Here is an 18029-nt window from a genome sequence, read left to right as displayed (position 1 = left end):
CCAACCTGCGCATTTTTTAGTCTGAAAATATACCCTGTAAAAACATGCACTTAGCCAATACCGCGAACCAGCGCACAAAGTCTGCGCACGTCCGTACCAGATGCCCCGCATATGTGCATAACGATTTGGCTACTGATAACAATGCCTGCACAGAACTACGCTCAGACGGCTTTACTCAGCCAAATGAATGGATATAATGGCGACCCTCAAAGGCCGGTATAGCTCAGCTGGTAGAGCAACTGACTTGTAATCAGTAGGTCCCGGGTTCGATTCCTGGTGCCGGCACCATACAAAACAAAGGGTTACGTGAAAACGTAGCCCTTTTTTGTGCCTGACATTCGGCTAGGGGTAGAGTTGGGGTACACATTTGTAGCAATAACAGGGGCCGAGGTAGAAATATCTGCGCTCTCTGATGAACCGAAAAAGAATGTGCGCGCAGAACGCCCCCCTGAGCCTGGATCGAAACACGCGGCGGTCAGATCAGCACCAGCACTCTCAAATATTCAACCAACGCAACCATTGCCCAGAAGTACTGTGCAATAGACCGCGCTAGGCGCGCCAGGGCTTTAGCCATGCGGCCAACGCCATAAGAGCCAGCGAAGACACAAGGGTGCCCAAACCCAACTGCAGCCAGCCGGGCTCGAGCGGATACAACGCTGCAGCCACCAGACCGAGCAGCAAAAGGCCAAGCAGCCATTGCCTGGCCCAGCCTACATCAGCAAGAAGTCCCTGCCGCTGCATCAGCAACAATCCGGTGACAAGCACGCCCGCCAGCGCTGCCAATGCCACGCCGACCACACCGATGGCGAACGGTAAACTGATCAGCAACAGCGCTGTACACAGGCTTCCCCATAGCTCACAGCGCAGCGGCAAGCGGGTATCTCCGGCGGCGTAGGCGTAGCGTGCCAAGAGCGCGTTCCAAGCACCAAAAATCAATGGCACTGCAAACCAGGCCAGTAACAAGGGAAGTGGGCCGCCTTCAACTTGCTCAGGAAGCAGCAACGCAACCAACGTCGGGCTGGTACCCACCAGGCCAAGCGAAGCGGGCACGCTGAGGATGGTAGCCGCAGCCAATCCCTGCTTGAGCAGGCCGAGACGCGCGGCGCCTTGGCGGGCACTCATCATGCCCAGCAGAACCTGATTCAGGTTCATCAGGGCAATTAGTGGCAGGTTGATCAACTTGCGCGCCAGGTTGATCCAGGTAACTGCGCCCTCTCCCAGCATGCTCGCAACCATTCGTTCCAGCAGCGCAAGCCCTTGGCTCGCGAGGTTACTGCCAAATAAAGGGCCAAGCTTACTCAACAGCTCACGCCCCGCACCCGCCTCACCATTGCGGCTGTATGGACGCCAGCCAAGACGCCAGACCGGTATCAGCAACGACAGTGGCATCAGTAAGCTGCCGAACAGGCAAGCCAATGCCACATGCTGAGGCTGACTGTCTGCCCCCGACAACCCCAGGTAAATGACCGCAGGCAGGTTGAACACCAGTGAGCCAAGGCCCGCTAAGACGAAACGTTCGCGGGCCTGCAAAGGAATACTCAGCAGGGCATGCAACACAAACCCCGGCGCACAGGCGGCTAGCAGGAAAAGGTTATCTGCCGCCTGACTGCGCGCGGCTTCGCCCAAGCCAGGACCAATCAATTGCACCCAGAGTGGCGCACCAAGGGCAAACAGTCCTGCCAGCAGTAACGCGCAGAGTAATAACCAAGGACTCAGCCCATTCAACCAGCGCTGTTGGGCCACATTGTTACGCAGGTTGTAGAGCGGTAGTGCCGCTGCCGCCAGTAGACCACCTGCCATGGTCATGCGTAATGCTTCCGGGAGAAACAGCGCAACCAGAAAGGCGTCACTGCGGCTACCAGCCCCCCACGCAGCCACCAGCAGCCACTCGCGGGCGAAACCGGCTGCAAGGCCGGCCAATGTAGCCAGGGTCAACCAGAGCGTGCTGTTGAACATAACGGACCGTCAGTGGAACAACGTGAACAGGCCTTTGCCGCCGACCTTATAATTGAGGTTCTGTGGACGCTCTCCCATCGGCTTGGCACCGCTACCGCCAACAATCTTGTACGGCGCAATCTCCTTGGCGACCAGCGTATTGGCCGTCACCACCGCACCACGACCAATACGCGCGCCATGGCCAATCAACGCTCGGCTGGCAATCCAGGCGTAATCGTCGATGTAAATGGGCGCAGAAACCGACCAGAACTCAGGCGCGGTCAAATCATGGCTACCAGCGATGATCAGCACATGGGAGGCAATGGCCACATGATCGCCAATAATCAGCCCGGCACGGGCATCCACCTGACAATGCCAGGCAATAACACTGTCATCACCCAGCACTAAGTTTTCCACCCCAAGCACTTCCGTATTGCGCCAGATAGAGGAGCCCTTACCGATCTTCGCGCCACCGGCACGCAACCACCAAATACGCACATGGTGACTGGGGATCTTGTTGATCAGGATGTTGTAGGCCTGCTCCCATGCTCGCAGCCAACGATCTTTGAGGGTTACCCAGTTCTTGCCGTAAAGCGGCACCAAATTAGTTGGGATCTCGTCACGCAGCATGGCGTAGAAACGCCGAGCCAGCAGATGCTCGATCAAAGGCTCAATATTGACCGAGCAGATACTGCTACGCGCGCCCTCGTCGAAGAGGATGTCGTTAGCCAACATATAGTCGTAGGCTTCAGCTAGCGCCTCCTCGTTACACGTCAGACGCTTAGCGTAATCACTGAGCCGCGAACGCAAATCGTTGGAGTGGAATACGCGGTGCTTCATGGCGAAAGGTCCTTGGCGGTGCTGCAATCCCGCGTTTGCTGTGGATAAAGCCTGACCTGCTGCAGGCTAAGGCCCACCAGCAGCCAAAACAGGGCAATGATGACAAAGGTAAAACTGTAGTAATGGTCAAAAATGCCTGTCAGCAAAGCCGCCATCACACCCGCCACACTACCCAGCCAAATGGCGTTCTGCGGGTTGATGCTGCGAATCGCTCCCTGCGGACGGACCTCGCGCCACCAAAGTACGGTTACCGCAATAAATAGCAGCATGCCCGGAATACCAATCTTGTAGATAAAGTTCAGCCAGAGATTGGAAATACCCGGCAAGCCGCTACCTGGCACCGGAGGGTCAATCTTGAAGCCGATGCCGAACGGGTAGCGCGCCATGGCCTCGGGGAACATGGCGTATTCCTCGAAACGGATTTCGGTACTGGCGTTACTGGCTGAGAACATGCTCATGAGGCGTTCTTGCAGCGGCGGATAGAACATCACTAGTGCGACGCCAAAGGCTGCGCCCAACCCGATGATGCGCACGCTGTAAGGCACCCGCTTATAACTCAACCAGAACAATACCAGGACCAGGGCGACGATAGCCCCGCGCGAAATACTCAGGAGCAACCCCGCGCAACCGAGAATTGCCACCGAAAGCCCTAGTGCTCGGCGCCAGCCATTGCGAGTCATGCCGTAGAGAAAGGCCAGGGGAATAAACAGCGCGAGAATACCGCCAGTCAGGTTCGGATGAACCCAAGGCGATGCCATACGCTGATAGTTAGCGGAGAAAATGTCCTTAACCGCCTCAGGATGGGCATATTTGAGGTCGGTCAAAATCGGAATCATGGTCATCGCATTGCGGTCTTTCAGAAAGATAAAAATTGAAAGACAGAGCATCGCCAGGTTGCCAAGCAGCAGCGCCACTATTAGCTGGTCACGATCACGGTCAGTGCGCAGCAAGAGCGGAACCAGGAACAAGACCGATAGATTCATCAACCAACGCACCCAGTTAACCGGGCCATTGCCTTCGGCAGCGATGGTCAGCATGCCGATCACAAACGGCACCGCACTGAACAACATCAACCAGGCCAGACTGCGTTCTGTGGGATGCCATTTGAACAATCCCCGCGTGCGGCCAAGAAATGCTTGCCAGAACACTGCCAGCCAGGTCAGTGCCAGTACCGCTTCACTGATAGTTGTGCGAATACCCAACTGCACCGTGGTGTACGGTAGGCTGGTGGCCAGTACAGCAAAGATCAGCAACCCCCATAGCGGCTTGCGCAGCAACGTCAGAGTTAGCGCTACACCAACCAGCAGAATTAGCAGTTTGACGATTGGCAGTACCCACAGAAGGGCGCCGAAGAGGAGCCCCAGTAACACGGCGATGGGAAGCCCGATAGCCATTAGCGCGCCAACTCTTGCAGCAGTTGTTCAAGGCGCGCCCGGTAGGCAGTGAAATCAAAACGCGCTGCCCATTGCTGCAACTCAAGCTGGTCACGCCGCTCAGGTTGATGAGCGAGGTGCAGCATGCAGGCCAGTAATTCATCCGGCTGGTCTGCGTTGAACCGCGGACTGCTCAAAGGGGCGACTTCATCCAGAGCGGAGCCACGGGCTAACGCCACTGGCGTCCCCAGGCTCAGGGCCTCCACAACCGGCAAACCAAACCCCTCGGCAAAAGATGGCTGCCACAAACACTCAGCCGTCGCATACAAACCGTGCAGTTCGGCATCACCGATACCGCTAAGCCAATGCAGACCTGGCAACTGTCGGAGCGGCGCAGGTAAGTCATCCGCATGGCCAATCAGCACCAAATCCGGCACCTGATCCGACTGCTCGCGGGCCTGACGCCAACTCTCCACAAAGCGCGGCATGTTCTTACGCGGCTCACGGGTACCTACGGCAAGCCAGAAGCGTGACGGTAACGTATCTGGGCAGCGCGCCGGGTTACCCGCGAAAGCCTCAACCAGGTTGGGTAATACCCGCAACTTTTTGGCTGCAAACGGGAATAAGCGGGCAGCTTCTTTGGCGGAAAACTGCGATGGACACCAGACTTGATCAGCAATCCATACCGACCAGGCGATGGAAACCCCATCAATCAGCCGATACGCCAGAGCCTTGAGGCGCGAGCGGTGAAAATTGCGCTCCGTTAGCTGAAACAGATCATGCAGCAGCACAACATAACGCGCCCCAACTGGCTTACGGCCTATGGGCAAGCCCATATTGGCGGTGGCGATATACAAATCAATCCCCTGCTCACGCAGCGCCCTGGGCAGAAAGCGAGCCTCGAAACGCATGCGCACATGCGGGCGCTGCAGACCATCCAAGAGCCCGCCCCAAGGTGGACAGCAGGCAGTTTGCCGTTGTGCATGCTGCAATGGCGCTTCGGTAAACCGCACCAGCTCAGTCTGCTCACGCGACAACAATGCCTGCTCAAGCGCGCGCACCTGCCGGCCAATTCCGGACTGCGGTGCGACTGTAGCGGGACGGTAATCAAGACCTACACGCATGCGCTGGAATCCTTAACCGGCAACTGCTGATAAACATGCTCCAACTGTGCCGCTGCGATTTGCCAGTCGTGGTGATCCCGCACGTAGTCGCGCCCCTTAACGGCCAATTGCTGGGCATAGTGCGGATCTTCAAGTAGCTGCGCCAACGCCGCAGCCAACTCTTCTGGGGTTTCGCCTGCGCAGTACTCTTGCTGATCCACCAGTGGCAAACCGGACACACCTTGCGCAGTACTGACTAACGGCAGGCCCGCCGCCAGAGCCTCCAGCACCTTGAGTTTAGAGCCCCCACCATGGCGTAGCGGCGCGAAAAACAACGCACTACGCGCCTGTAATTCGGTCAATTGCGGAACAAAACCAACCCACTCAATACGCGAATCCGGCCAACGTTGCGGCCAATCTTGCGGCAAGGCATATCCGGCGACGGCAAAGCGGGCTTGAGGACAACGCTGCCAAAGCAGCGGCAGAATTTCATCCAGCGCCCACTGCACAGCATCCCTGTTGGGCGCGTATTCGTAGTTACCGACAAATAGAATGCGCTGGCTGGCAGCATCGCTCTGGACCGTCGCAAACTCGCGCGTATCTACGCCATTGACCACAACATCCACTGGCGTCTGGGTCAGCTGACGCATCGCCACTGCATCATCCTCGGTTACCGCGATTACGCGGCAGGCATGGTCAAATACCTGCTTCTCCCAACGCCGTGCGCGCCATTGATCAAAGCGCACAAACAACGTCAGCCAACCCGGAAAACGGTCGTATGTGGCCGCGCCCAAACTCGATTCCAAATTATGCTCGGTCAACACAAAGCTCTGCCCGCGCAACAATCGGTCAAACGGCTGAAAGCTGTAACTGTGCTCGATCTGGATCACATCCCAGGTTTCTTCCAGCAATTGGCTGAAACGCTCCTGCAGAGGCTCAGACAACCCATTCACAACCGTCAGCAAGGGCCACGGCCCAAACAGCGCGCTGAGTAGCGTGACGGGGTGTCTCAACGAGCGCCTCGGTAATACGATCAAACGCTCCAGAAACGGCTCAAGAGCAGTCTGGGTCGCGGTATCCAGAGAGCTTTTCGATTGCACCAACAACGTTATGCGATGGCCGCGTGCGGCCAGGCTACGCAGCAGGTGGTATTGCCGCGTTTTACCGCCACTTGTCGTGGGCCAGGGCAAATAAGGCAAAACCCAAAGAATACGCATGCCCATTACCAGACCAACATTTGCAGGTGTTTGGTTGTTTGGGGACGAATTCCGTCTGCATCTTTCAGCTCCTGGCGTATGCCACTAAGCGGATCATGCAGCTCGGCACCGGTCACTTGCGGCAAGTGCAGGGAGGTATCCTTGCTCGCCCAGAACAGCCAGATATTTTTGCCATCCACACGCTGCCAGGCAACGCCATAAAGCCCCTTGGGGATTTTGCTTAACTGGGGAGCATCAGCCGGTTTCAGGCGTGGCCCGGTAACCTGCAAGAAGCGCTGCAACGCTTGGTAAACCGGCTTTGGTTTGCCTTGCAGATCAAGCAAACCGTAATACTGATCACGAACGCCGGCGCGGCTATCCAGATCAGACAGGGCGAACAGGAATACCTTGTCAAAATCCAGCGCACTCATCAGTGCCAAGCGCCGCAATACATAATCGGCCTGCCCTTCATCACCGATTATGTCCTGGTGCTCTTTGGGCCCGGCATAACTTGACCAGCCCCATTCCGTTGCCCAAATACCTGGCAACCCAGCGCCACGCAGCATCTGATTGAGCTGCTGACTGCGCAAGATAAAATCGTTGTCACCGGGCTCGTCGCTTTCGGGTTGCTGCGAGTACGGGTGATACGCCGCAATGGCACCCAGTTTCTGCACACCGAACTGCCCCAGCTTTTCCAGCATCAGTCCGCCTTTGACCGGCATCTGGCTGTAATAGGCCATCCCAGCCATGACAACCGGTTTGCCCGGAACAGCTTTTTGCAAGGCCTTCACCGACGGGTACAGCAACCGAGCATAGCCTTCCGCATCCTCATGAGGACGCCAGAACGCAGGCAGATTGGGCTCATTCCAGATCTGCCAGGCATCCACACTGCGGTAGCGCTTGGCCAACATGACCATGCGATGAGCGAATACATTCGGATCACGTGGCGGATACTGATCGGGCACTGGTGAGCCCGATGGCGCCGTGGTGATATGGGGCGCCGAACCAACCAGATAAAGAACCGACTTGAGTTTCTGCTTACGCAGATCCTCGATCAGCGTATCCAATTCCCCCAGGCGATAGCGTTCCTCGGACGGCTCGTGGCGGTCCCAGTGCAAATCGACCCGCACCCATTGCAGGCCAAGCGCCTGCAGCCGGCTCATCTGCACCTTGTACTGCTCGGGGCTAAACCACAGGAAATGCGCGTTGACGCCAAGGAAGTCCTTCCACACCACCTCGCGTGGCGCCTTCAACAAGGCCGGATCAGCCTCCGCCGAGCAACCCACACTGAAAGCACCGAGAAACAGGCTTAGGCCCATCACAGGCAACGCACCAAGTGCTTTACGCAGCATACTCATATGCCTCCACACGCCGAGACAAAGAGCTGCTGAAAACGCTTAGCCGTAGCCGGCCAGCTCCGTGCCTGACCGATGGTGCTGGCTCGCGCCGCCCATTGCTCTGCCAATTGAGGATTGAGCGCCAGCTGCTCAATACACACGGACAACGCCGCTGGATCGCCCTGCTGATAAGTCGCACCATTGCCGCCCGCCACTTCTTCGGAGAATGCACGGGCATTGGACGTGATCGCACCACGACCGCAGGCGTTCGCCCAGGATAGAGCGCCACTGGTACCACGCATCTCGCCGAGCAGGCCCAGTTTCTTTGACTCACGGTAGGGCAGCACCATCACGTGGTGCGCCTGAATCGTATTGGCAATCTCACTTGCCGGTAGGTCCAACTGCCAATCGAGGCAGTCATCCAGATGCAGTTCACGCGCGCGGCGGCGCAATTCGTCGAGGTAATTACCGGCAGGCCCAAAAGCCATATCAGGCACGGTACCGCCCGCCAGCGTCAAACGTATCGCGCCGCGCAGCTGTGGCTGCCGCAGCAGGGTCTGTGCCAAGGCATCAAGCAAGTCTTCAATGCCCTTGCCGCGATAGATAAAGCCGAAATACAGCAACCTGATAGGCCGCAGAGGCGGGAGGGGCTTATGCGTAATACTCAGGTTGCCATGGGCAATCACTGCATGCTGCGCAACATCCAGCCCCATACGGCGCACCAAAGCACGACCACCGGATTCCGTGAGCGTCACCAGGCGCGTCATGCTTTGCGCCAAGCGACGCTCTTCACGCAGCGTTAGGGGATCAGCCAACAAAGCGGCAAGTTGGGGAAAAGGCCGCGGCAATTTTTCCAGCAGCGAAAGCGGCCAGGGTAATGCGCCGCGCCGCCAGACCAGCCGCTCCGGATCATGTACCGTAGCGCTCAACGGCAGGGTTGGGTATTTATCGCGCAATTGGCGCAAGGCATAGAACTCACCCAGGCGCCCGCCACCGAGTTCGCCATGAACCAGGTCAACCTGAGTCCAATCGAATGCCTTGATGCATTCATCTAAGCGCACTTGATCCATGCCACAGCCGCGCAGCGGGGTCAGCACCTCGACCCCTTCGGTCTGCAGGGCCGCCTGAAAATGCGCGGCATAATCAGCAATGCCGGTCTGCTCAGGCGGTAACGGCGCGAGCAAGGCGATGCGCATCAGCTCATACCCCGCCAGCGGCCTACTACCTGCAATACGCGGTCAGGCACCTCGAAGCGGCGACGATTGAGGATGATGCCATCAACCCGTTTGAATGCAGTAGTCAGTGTTGCCAATGCACTCTGCACCATAGGGATGGTGCTTTGCTGCGCCTCGACCACCAAGACGATTTGGTCAGCTTGGCGCAGATTGATAAAGGCTTGCTGATTGGATAGCAGCGCCGATGCATCAAGCAGCACAATTTCACCGGGCTGGACGGGCCGGTCGACATCGTGACGAACCTGGTGTCCACGCTCAACCAGCAGCGCCTGCAAATGCCCCAGAATAAAACTGACGCCCTCACCCCGACGGGCCGAGGTCAAAGCCAGAACCAAACCCTGCTCTTTAACCTGCTCAAGCGGCAACTGCCCATATAGCCTGTAGATGCTGGCGATAAAACCACTGTTTGGCGGCCCTGCAGGCGTACCTAAGTCCTGCATGCTGCTCCACAACGGGACGCCAAAAGCCTCTTCGATACGCGCACCATCATGAATCCGCTGATCCAGCAGATAGCAGAGATACAGCGTCAACAACCCAACAGCAAACCCAGCCGGGATGGCAAGAAACAGGATCAGCAAACTCTTGGGAAACACCCTGCTAGGGTTGAAAGTCGCCTGCTCGATCAACGCAATATTGCTGATCTGGCTGCGGTCCAGCTCACGATCAATGCGCGCGTTCTCAAGGTTCTCGGTGTAAAGCGCATAGCTTTTTTCTGCAGCCTGCAGTTCCAGTGTCATACGCGTCAGCTGCGGCTCGCTTGCCAGCACTTGCCGGCGCACCTCTCGTAACTGCCCGAGTTGCCGATCGTGATCCTGCAACTCGCCATTGAGCTGGCGCTCACGCAGTTCAGCATCCAGGATCTGCTGATTCAGGCTGGTCACCAAGCTGTTTGGCGCACGATTCTCTGAACGCTCCAGACGCTCGCTCTCACGTGCGACCAAGGCCTCAATATCGCGGATATTCTGTTCAAGCTGCACAACCGGCGGAGCATTCTCCAGGAAGGTACGTAACAGACGAGCACGTTCCAGATTCAAGGCATTGAGCTGGCGCTTGAGGTCCAGCTGGGTCGGGTTAAGACTGATTTCACGATCAGTCACAACCTCCGGCACTTGGCGCTTCAGCTGTTCACGGGCCAGCGTTAGAAAACTCCGAATACCCGCAAGCTCAGTGTGCGTCTCAATCCGGGCGTCATTCAACCGATTGATCTGAGTAGTCAGGCTTTCCAGACGCTCAGTCACATTGATCGAATCGATATTCACCAGGCGGCCTTGCAGTTGTTCCTTGAGCAGAGTGATTTGCTCAGCAACCTTCTGTTTCTCACCTTCGTAGAAGGTGTACAGGCTCTTACGCCCCAGAGCCCGGGTGCGCTCTTCGAGAAATGCCTCAACCCAGTAATCGACCACTTTCTGGGCAATCAGCGGGTCACCCCAGGTGAAGCTGATTTCAATTACCGCCGACCCCGGCTCATGGCCGACGCTAAAGCTTTTTTCCAGTTTCTTCGCCAGGCGGTCTACTGCCGTTTGCTCTTCAACAATCCCCAGCACTTGCAGAATGCTGCGGATGCCGTCCATCACAGCACTGATACCTTGGCCTATATAGGCCTTTAGGGTTTTCCAGAACCCCTGCGGCTGGACACTGGCCATTTCCTCGAAATAACGCTCGGCGACCATGCGGACAATGGGCCTACCGGTCAGCATTTTCTCCTCATCCACAATGGGGTCACGCTGGGTACTAGGTGCAATCAATGCCTGACGGTTACTCGCCTCGATGGGGAGTGTGGTGTTGTCACGGCCTGGCTTTACCAACAAACGGGCATTGGACTCATATTTGGTCGGCAGCAGGAACGCGCCAAGCAGCGCCACGACAACCGTGACAATGACGGCCCACTGAAACTCTCGGCGAAAGATAAAGAACAACCGCAGTAGGTCGCGCAGGGAACGGATTTCAATCATGCGGTTTCTCGCTCCATGAGGATTAGGTCGCAGGCAAGCGAAACACTGGGGAAGACGTGCGGGATCATGCGATTCATTGCGGCGCTACTCTGACTTCATCCTGCGGATTGAGGTCATAATTGAACCCTAAGCCGATCGATTTATTGATGGGTATCAGCCGGGTGAAATACATATCAACCGCCTCGACTGCGCTACCGATACCTGATTGCGGCACAAAGATGATGTCGCCTCGCTGCAATGCGACCATAGGTCGATTCTCTTCCTGCAACAGGGTCGCCAGGCTGAAGAAATAGGTTTTGTACTTGCCGTCGTCGCCCGCACGCAGCAATGCAATATTGTCACTGTCCGCCGATGGCAACACGCCGCCAGAACCCAGCAGCGCTTGCTCGACAGTGGCATGGCCGACCAAATCAAATAACGCGGGGTTAGGCACGGCGCCACCAACAAACACCCTGTTGCTCGGGGCTATTGCGATGTTTACCGTGGCAGCTGGCTGCCGATAGATCTTGCCAAGTTTTTCCGTCACCTCCTCCGCAACGCTTTCCGGCGTACGCCCGTCAGCTTTGATCAAGCCAATAAAAGGCATCGAAAAGAAACCGTCCGGCCGCACGAGAAACAAAGTGACATCGTCACCTTCTGCCGGCTCCTGCGCGTCGCGGACGATACGCAGGGTATCGCCGCTCTGGATACGCACCTGTGGCGGCGGCAAGTCCGACAGCTTATAGATTTCCTGGTGCCGCAACTTGAGCGCGTCACCGCTGGGCATATGAACACGAGCAGGCGTACAGGCAACCAACAGCTGCCCCATCAAGAGCACAGCCATAAGGGCCAATAAGCGAGACCTGCATGGCATAACAATCATGATTCAGCTCCAGTACGTAGCAAACATGCTGATCCGCCGCTTCAACCCGCGCGGCAGATAGCGCTCCAAATGACCGAGGCGGTAACCCAGCAATTTCAATGCGCTGCGTAGCAGCACTTCTGGCACCCGATGCAACGCGCCGGCGTCGCGTAAAGCTGAGACTTCGGCCTGTACAAAGCGCCGCCCCTCCCCCCCCGCGCTACCGAAGGATTGAGCAATCCAGCGTTCGCGGCCATAGAACACGCCAATATCAAAGTAACGACGGAATTCTTCCAGCAAGCGGTAGTCATGCGAATGCTGTACACGAGCGGATGCCGCATAGCGCACGGCATATCCCGCAAGCAGTTGCTTACCTGCAACATAAGCATCCTCGCTGCCGATCACATCTTCTGGAAAGCCGCCTGTAGCGTCCAAAGTCGTACGCCGATATGCCGAGAAGGAGTCCGAACTGAAGCAGGTTTTGATGCCCAACTGTGCAGCATCCGCCATGCGTTTGGTGCGGCTTAACGGTGGGTAGTTGAAACGACGCGCCTGGGCAGCCAGCAACCCGGCATTGGGATGCGGTAACTGGCGCCCGTAGGCTATGCCGATATCGGATTCAGCAAGCAGCTCAGCACAAATATTGGCGAAGCTTTCTGGATTATCCGGAATAGCATCCTGGGTCAGGAAAATCAGGATATCGGCGTCGACCATCCGACTGGCCATCCGACGCGTACCACCATGATTGAAGGTGGCCGCATCAATCACCTCTACCCGTGCACCCGCGGCCCGGAAACGCGCAACTGTGTCATCACGCGAATCACTGTCAATGACCAGAAACTCATCAGGCTGGAGCGTCTGGCTTGCAAGAGCCGGCAACAGTCGGTCCAGATAACTACTAGCATTGCGCGTCGGGATGATTAGCGCAGTACGCATCAGGACTTGACCTCCGGAGCCCGCCCGTACACATCGCTAAAGCGCACAATATCGTCTTCACCCAGGTATTCGCCGCTTTGCACTTCGATCATCACCAAATCAATCACCCCAGGGTTGGCCAGGCGATGAGTATGTCCGGCCGGGATAAAGGTCGATTCATTGGTGTTGAGCAGGAAATCACCCTCACCATTCACCACGCGAGCCATGCCACTGACCACAATCCAGTGTTCGCTACGGTGATGGTGCATCTGCAACGACAGCGACTCACCAGGGCGAACCATGATGCGCTTGATCTTAAAGCGTGGTCCTTCTTCAAGAACACTGTAGGTCCCCCATGGACGGGTCACCGTACGGTGCAGACGATAAGCGTCATGGCCCCGGCGCTTGAGTTCCTGGGCAATAAATTTGACCTCCTGACTGCGTTCAGCATTAGCAATCAGCAGCGCATCTGGTGTGTCGACCACAATCAGATTATCCAGCCCAACCATGCCGACGAGGCGCCTGGGCGAATCGATGTAGCAGTTATGCACATCGTGCAGGACCGCCTCACCGATAATCTGGTTACCTTCACTATCGCGGGGGCTCAGTTCACGTAACGCTTGCCAAGAGCCTATATCACTCCAACCCAGGCTACAGGGAACAACCGCTACACGGTCAGAGCGCTCCATCAGGGCGTAATCAATGGAAATATCCGGCGCCAGAACAAAGGTTTCGCTATCCAGTTCACGCTGACACAGTTTATTGCCTGAAAGCTCGGGGCTTCTTGCTAAGCAGTTTTGTGCAGCTGCCAGCACATCGGGAGCAAACTGCTGCAACTGCGCCAGTAGAGTATCGACCTGCAGACAGAACATGCCGGCGTTCCACAGATACTGACCGCTTTTCACGTAGGCCTCGGCCGTTGCCAAATCCGGTTTTTCAACAAAGCGAGAAACGGCATACCCCCCCCCCGCAAGCGGCTGCCCTTGCTCGATATAACCGAAACCAGTTTCCGGGTGCTCGGGCTGAATACCAAAGGTTACCAAGTACCCTTGCGCGGCAAGTTCACGAGCGGTGGCCACGGCCTCGGCAAAAGCCTGCTCATCCCGAATCAGATGATCCGCCGGAAGTATCAGCAAGTGCGCCTGATCACCATACTGCTGCTGGACATACAGCGCAGCCACGGCAATCGCGGGGGCGGTATTACGCCCAAAAGGCTCAAGCAGGAACTCCAGCGGCAAATCCTGCTGATTGACCGTGCGATAGTCATCCAATGTACGGAACAGCACCTCACGATTTGTCACCGTCAGCACTCGTTCAACACCAGGCAATTGGCCAACTCGCGCAAAGGTTTTCTGCAACAGGCTCTGACCGTCCGGGAGCCGCATAAATGGCTTGGGCATGGCCTCACGGGATACCGGCCACAACCTTGTACCTGCGCCGCCGGCAATGATGCAGGGAATCAACTGGCTCATCGATTGCTCCATTTAGTAAGCCTCCTTGGTCAGGATTAGCGCTGGCAGCGTCCTGAATAAAATGTACAGGTCGAACCACACCGACCAACTTTCGATGTACTCCAAGTCGTATTCCACACGCTTTTCGATTTTCTCGAGGGTATCCGTCTCACCCCGATAACCATTGATCTGCGCCCAGCCGGTAATGCCTGGTTTTACACGGTGCCGAGCGCTGTATTGCTCCACAGCCTCTTCGAATAACACGCCAGCGGCTTTCGTAGCCGTGGCATGCGGACGCGGCCCCACCATCGACATGCTACCCAGCAGCACATTAAACAGCTGCGGCAACTCATCCAGGCTTGTCTTACGAATAAACCGGCCGACCCGCGTCACCCTGTCGTCATTACGTGTTGTCTGCCGCTCTGCATTAGCGTCGCTCTGGTGATAAAACATTGAGCGAAACTTAAACACCTCTATCAACCGGTTGTTATACCCATATCGCTTCTGCCTAAACAGCACAGGTCCTGGCGAGTCGAGCTTGATGATCACTGCCAGCAATAGCATCAGCGGCAATAACGCAATAATCGCCAGCCCCGCCAGCAATAAATCCTCTAAGCGCTTAATCAACGGCGACCAACCCGATAGCGGTATTTGCGATACGTTAAACATCGGCAAACCGCCGATAGTGGTGATGCGATTGTGCGCATGCCGAAATGCAACCATGTCCGGTACCAACAGCACATTCACAGGCAAACGACGCAGATCACGCACAATCTGCCCAATACGATTCTCAGCAGACCATGGCAGAGCAACCAGCACCTGAGTCACTCGCTCCTCACGGATCATTTTTTCCAACTGACTGCTATTACCGATGACCGGCAAACCTGCCAGCGTTTCAGGCATACGCCCCATCCGGTCATCTATAAAGCCGAGTAACCCCGAACGTATGTCTTGCCCGCGCAACAGATACTCAGCTAGCCGAACACCGTTTTCTGTACCGCCGACAATCACCGCAGTCTGTAAAAAATGTCCGCGTTTTATCAAGTAACGGAAAACCACCAGCAGCAATAATCGCTCAACCCCAAAGGCAGCAAGGCTAAAAGCGAACCAAAACACCAGAAATGGCAAAGATATATAACGAAACAGCTCTAGAGCCTGATGCATAAACAACAACAGACAGAACGCTGCAGTCCACGCAAAAAACATAACGCGAAAGCGCAAGCGGTTACTGAATATCTCTTCAGAATAAACCCCCAGCGCTTGAAACATTAAAACGCTCAACATGCCGAAGAACAATAAAAACCCAACATAACCATGATTCAAATTGGCCGAATTATCGGTCAACAACCACAACAATATAAACCCAGGAAGGCTTGCAGTAGCCCCATGCACAATACGAATTGCTGCCAGGAGGTATTCAATAAACCCCGGCCTTGCTAAAAGCAGACTATCTACCTGATGCTGACGCACAAGCCCCCCCCCATTTACCCAACCAAAACAAAAACAGCAAACGTCAAAACATCGAACGCCAAATTATCGACACCACACAACCCGCGAAATGGTGCGGACTTAAGCATGATTCCAGTAGTCACTTCAACCTAAACAGTGGCTATTCGCCACGAAAAAATCGTCAACCTACTGGCGCCATAACCTCACCTATACAAACCAACCCAATTAACCCCCAAAGCTCGCGCTATAGCAGAGCATAATTAAGAAAAGTGACTAATAAGAATGCGCGGGTAAAACCTCCTACATCCCGGTCACAAACTAATCCACAACGTGTACAAATCGCATAATGCGATGCATCGTATTTAGCAAATATGGCTTGTCGCTAATTTTCCTATACCATTGCCCCAACAATGACACAGCCTATGCAACTGGCGTGCCTCGCCGGAACCTCTTCGAGTTAGGCAACTACACATGCAAATTCTTATCACCGGCGGCGCCGGCTTTATCGGTTCGGCGCTGATTCGTCATCTGCTGAATCACACCGAGCATCAGGTGCTCAACCTCGACAAGCTGACCTATGCCGGCAACCTCGAATCGTTGGCCAGTGTTGCCGATAACCCACGCTATCGCTTTGTGCAGGCGGATATTGCCGACAGCGCAGCCGTCAGCCAGGCGCTGGCTGAATTTCAGCCGGATGCGATCATGCACCTGGCGGCTGAATCGCATGTCGACCGCTCCATCGACGGCCCAGCGGCCTTTATCCAGACCAATATCGTTGGCACCTATGCGCTGCTCGAAGCCACGCGCAGCTACTGGCTGCAGTTGGAGCCAGCGCGTAAAGCGGCGTTTCGCTTTCACCATATTTCCACCGACGAGGTGTACGGCGATCTGCATGGTGTGGACGATCTGTTCAGCGAGACCACGCCTTACGCACCCAGCTCGCCTTACTCAGCGAGCAAGGCCGCGTCCGATCATCTGGTGCGCGCCTGGCAGCGCACTTATGGCCTGCCGGTACTGCTGACTAACTGCTCGAACAACTATGGCCCTTACCACTTCCCGGAAAAACTAATCCCGCTGGTGATCCTCAATGCCCTGGATGGTAAGCCGCTACCGGTCTATGGCAATGGCCAGCAGGTACGCGACTGGCTGTACGTGGAAGACCATGCCCGCGCGCTGTTAACGGTAGTGAGCGAAGGCAAGGTCGGCGAAACCTACAATATCGGCGGGCATAACGAGCAGAAAAACCTGCATGTGGTGGAGAGCATTTGCGCGTTATTGGACGAGCTGTCCCCACGCCAGAACGGCTCGTATAAAGAGCAGATCAGTTTCGTCAGCGACCGACCAGGCCATGACCTGCGCTATGCCATCGATGCCAGCAAAATCGAGCGCGAACTTGGCTGGAAACCCACCGAGACCTTCACCAGCGGCCTGCGCAAGACCGTGCTCTGGTACCTGGACAACCTCGACTGGTGCCGACGCGTGCAGGATGGCAGCTACCAACGCGAACGCCTCGGCGCACTTTAAGGAGCAGCACGATGAAAGGCATCATTCTCGCAGGCGGCTCCGGTAGCCGCTTGCACCCGATCACCCTGGGCGTGTCCAAGCAGCTGCTGCCGATCTATGACAAGCCGATGATCTACTACCCGATCTCGGTGCTGATGCTGGCTGGTGTGCGCGAGATTCTGATCATCTCCACCCCGCAAGACTTGCCAAATTTTCGCAAGATGCTCGGTGATGGCAGCCAGTTTGGCGTGCGCTTCAAGTACAGCGAACAACCTTCACCCGATGGCCTGGCCCAGGCCTTTATCCTGGGCGAAGACTTTATCGGCACAGACTCGGTGTGCCTGATCCTCGGCGACAATATCTTTCATGGTCAGCACTTCACCGAGAAACTTCTGCGCGCCGCCGCCGAACCTTCAGGGGCTACGGTGTTCGGCTATTGGGTCAGTGATCCCCAGCGCTTTGGCGTGGTTGAGTTCGATGCTCAGGGCAAGGCCATCTCCATTGAAGAAAAGCCGACTGTGCCGAAATCCAGTTACGCGGTGACCGGCCTTTATTTCTATGACAACGATGTAGTCAGGATCGCCAAGGCGGTCAAACCCTCACCGCGCGGCGAGCTGGAAATCACCGACGTCAACAACGCCTACCTGCAGCGCGGCGATCTTAGGGTCGAACGCTTCGGCCGTGGCTTTGCCTGGCTCGACACCGGCACCCACGACAGCCTGCTCGACGCCTCGCAATACGTGCAGACCATCGAACAGCGTCAGGGCCTGAAAGTCGCCTGCCTGGAAGAAATCGCCTACCAGCAAGGCTGGATTGATCGCCAACAACTGCTGGCCCAGGCCAAAGCATTCGGCAAAACCGGCTATGGCCAGTACCTGTTCAAACTGGCCGAGGAGTGA

At 56.3% G+C, this 18029-nt stretch carries 14 protein-coding genes and 1 tRNA gene; 3 read left to right on the top strand and 12 right to left on the bottom strand.

Features of this window, described 5'->3' with window-relative positions; all coding sequences use genetic code 11:
- Nucleotides 1-212 precede the first annotated feature (212 nt).
- Nucleotides 213-288: transfer RNA gene (locus tag P3C18_RS12445), tRNA-Thr, on the top strand.
- Nucleotides 289-549: 261 nt separating this feature from the next.
- Here the strand turns inward: P3C18_RS12445 and P3C18_RS12440 are convergent.
- From P3C18_RS12440 to P3C18_RS12385, 12 genes are all read right to left on the bottom strand, one after another.
- A complete protein-coding gene (locus tag P3C18_RS12440) occupies nt 550-1956 on the bottom strand; it encodes a lipid II flippase MurJ (protein ID WP_275962158.1) in 1407 nt (468 codons plus the stop codon).
- A gap of 9 nt (nt 1957-1965) precedes the next feature.
- Nucleotides 1966-2775 carry an acyltransferase gene (locus P3C18_RS12435; RefSeq protein ID WP_275962157.1) on the bottom strand — a complete coding sequence of 270 codons (810 nt, stop codon included), beginning with the start codon at nt 2773-2775 and terminating at the stop codon, nt 1966-1968.
- Nucleotides 2772-4169 (bottom strand): O-antigen ligase family protein, encoded by a 1398-nt coding sequence (locus tag P3C18_RS12430; protein WP_275962156.1) that lies wholly within the window; start codon nt 4167-4169, stop codon nt 2772-2774. The genes P3C18_RS12435 and P3C18_RS12430 overlap by 4 nt, the downstream gene beginning before the upstream one ends.
- On the bottom strand, nt 4169-5272 hold the full coding sequence (locus P3C18_RS12425) for a glycosyltransferase family 1 protein (protein WP_275962155.1): 1104 nt from the start codon (nt 5270-5272) through the stop codon (nt 4169-4171). The genes P3C18_RS12430 and P3C18_RS12425 overlap by 1 nt, the downstream gene beginning before the upstream one ends.
- Complete coding sequence (locus P3C18_RS12420; protein WP_275962154.1) at nt 5263-6468, bottom strand: glycosyltransferase family 4 protein; 1206 nt, start codon at nt 6466-6468, stop codon at nt 5263-5265. Before P3C18_RS12420 ends, P3C18_RS12425 begins: the two co-directional genes overlap by 10 nt.
- 5 nt (nt 6469-6473) lie before the next feature.
- Nucleotides 6474-7799, bottom strand: a complete 1326-nt coding sequence (locus P3C18_RS12415; protein ID WP_275962433.1) for a beta-xylosidase — start codon at nt 7797-7799, stop codon at nt 6474-6476.
- Nucleotides 7800-7801: 2 nt separating this feature from the next.
- On the bottom strand, nt 7802-8980 hold the full coding sequence (locus P3C18_RS12410; protein WP_275962153.1) for a glycosyltransferase: 1179 nt from the start codon (nt 8978-8980) through the stop codon (nt 7802-7804).
- Entirely contained in the window at nt 8980-10971 is a 1992-nt protein-coding gene (locus P3C18_RS12405; RefSeq protein WP_275962152.1) for a lipopolysaccharide biosynthesis protein, read from the bottom strand. Before P3C18_RS12405 ends, P3C18_RS12410 begins: the two co-directional genes overlap by 1 nt.
- A 73-nt stretch (nt 10972-11044) precedes the next feature.
- Entirely contained in the window at nt 11045-11833 is a 789-nt protein-coding gene (locus P3C18_RS12400) for a polysaccharide biosynthesis/export family protein (protein ID WP_275962151.1), read from the bottom strand.
- Between the two features lie 3 nt (nt 11834-11836).
- On the bottom strand, nt 11837-12748 hold the full coding sequence (locus P3C18_RS12395; protein ID WP_275962150.1) for a glycosyltransferase family A protein: 912 nt from the start codon (nt 12746-12748) through the stop codon (nt 11837-11839).
- Nucleotides 12748-14199, bottom strand: a complete 1452-nt coding sequence (locus P3C18_RS12390) for a mannose-1-phosphate guanylyltransferase/mannose-6-phosphate isomerase (protein WP_275962149.1) — start codon at nt 14197-14199, stop codon at nt 12748-12750. Before P3C18_RS12390 ends, P3C18_RS12395 begins: the two co-directional genes overlap by 1 nt.
- 12 nt (nt 14200-14211) lie before the next feature.
- Nucleotides 14212-15648: an undecaprenyl-phosphate glucose phosphotransferase gene (locus tag P3C18_RS12385; protein ID WP_275962148.1), complete on the bottom strand. Its 1437-nt coding sequence runs from the start codon at nt 15646-15648 to the stop codon at nt 14212-14214.
- Nucleotides 15649-16098: 450 nt separating this feature from the next.
- On the opposite strand from P3C18_RS12385, the gene rfbB reads away from it, so the two are divergent.
- Both rfbB and rfbA read left to right on the top strand, forming a co-directional pair.
- Nucleotides 16099-17151: a dTDP-glucose 4,6-dehydratase gene (gene rfbB / locus P3C18_RS12380; protein WP_275962147.1), complete on the top strand. Its 1053-nt coding sequence runs from the start codon at nt 16099-16101 to the stop codon at nt 17149-17151.
- Between the two features lie 11 nt (nt 17152-17162).
- Nucleotides 17163-18029 carry a glucose-1-phosphate thymidylyltransferase RfbA gene (gene rfbA, locus P3C18_RS12375; RefSeq protein WP_275962146.1) on the top strand — a complete coding sequence of 289 codons (867 nt, stop codon included), beginning with the start codon at nt 17163-17165 and terminating at the stop codon, nt 18027-18029.

The organism is Pseudomonas sp. 1928-m (assembly GCF_029269135.1).
Lineage (GTDB): Bacteria > Pseudomonadota > Gammaproteobacteria > Pseudomonadales > Pseudomonadaceae > Aquipseudomonas.
The sequence above is the reverse complement of the archived record's forward strand: the minus strand, read 5'-3'. Positions and strand labels throughout refer to the sequence as shown.

Coding starts and splice junctions, on each gene's coding strand:
- P3C18_RS12405 (WP_275962152.1), bottom strand. CDS start 10,971: ATGATTGAAATCCGTTCCCTGCGCGACCTACTGCGGTTGTTCTTTATC.
- P3C18_RS12410 (WP_275962153.1), bottom strand. CDS start 8,980: ATGCGCATCGCCTTGCTCGCGCCGTTACCGCCTGAGCAGACCGGCATT.
- P3C18_RS12425 (WP_275962155.1), bottom strand. CDS start 5,272: ATGCGTGTAGGTCTTGATTACCGTCCCGCTACAGTCGCACCGCAGTCC.
- P3C18_RS12395 (WP_275962150.1), bottom strand. CDS start 12,748: ATGCGTACTGCGCTAATCATCCCGACGCGCAATGCTAGTAGTTATCTG.
- P3C18_RS12400 (WP_275962151.1), bottom strand. CDS start 11,833: ATGATTGTTATGCCATGCAGGTCTCGCTTATTGGCCCTTATGGCTGTG.
- P3C18_RS12415 (WP_275962433.1), bottom strand. CDS start 7,799: ATGCTGCGTAAAGCACTTGGTGCGTTGCCTGTGATGGGCCTAAGCCTG.
- P3C18_RS12430 (WP_275962156.1), bottom strand. CDS start 4,169: ATGGCTATCGGGCTTCCCATCGCCGTGTTACTGGGGCTCCTCTTCGGC.
- rfbA (WP_275962146.1), top strand. CDS start 17,163: ATGAAAGGCATCATTCTCGCAGGCGGCTCCGGTAGCCGCTTGCACCCG.
- P3C18_RS12390 (WP_275962149.1), bottom strand. CDS start 14,199: ATGAGCCAGTTGATTCCCTGCATCATTGCCGGCGGCGCAGGTACAAGG.
- P3C18_RS12440 (WP_275962158.1), bottom strand. CDS start 1,956: ATGTTCAACAGCACGCTCTGGTTGACCCTGGCTACATTGGCCGGCCTT.
- rfbB (WP_275962147.1), top strand. CDS start 16,099: ATGCAAATTCTTATCACCGGCGGCGCCGGCTTTATCGGTTCGGCGCTG.
- P3C18_RS12435 (WP_275962157.1), bottom strand. CDS start 2,775: ATGAAGCACCGCGTATTCCACTCCAACGATTTGCGTTCGCGGCTCAGT.
- P3C18_RS12420 (WP_275962154.1), bottom strand. CDS start 6,468: ATGCGTATTCTTTGGGTTTTGCCTTATTTGCCCTGGCCCACGACAAGT.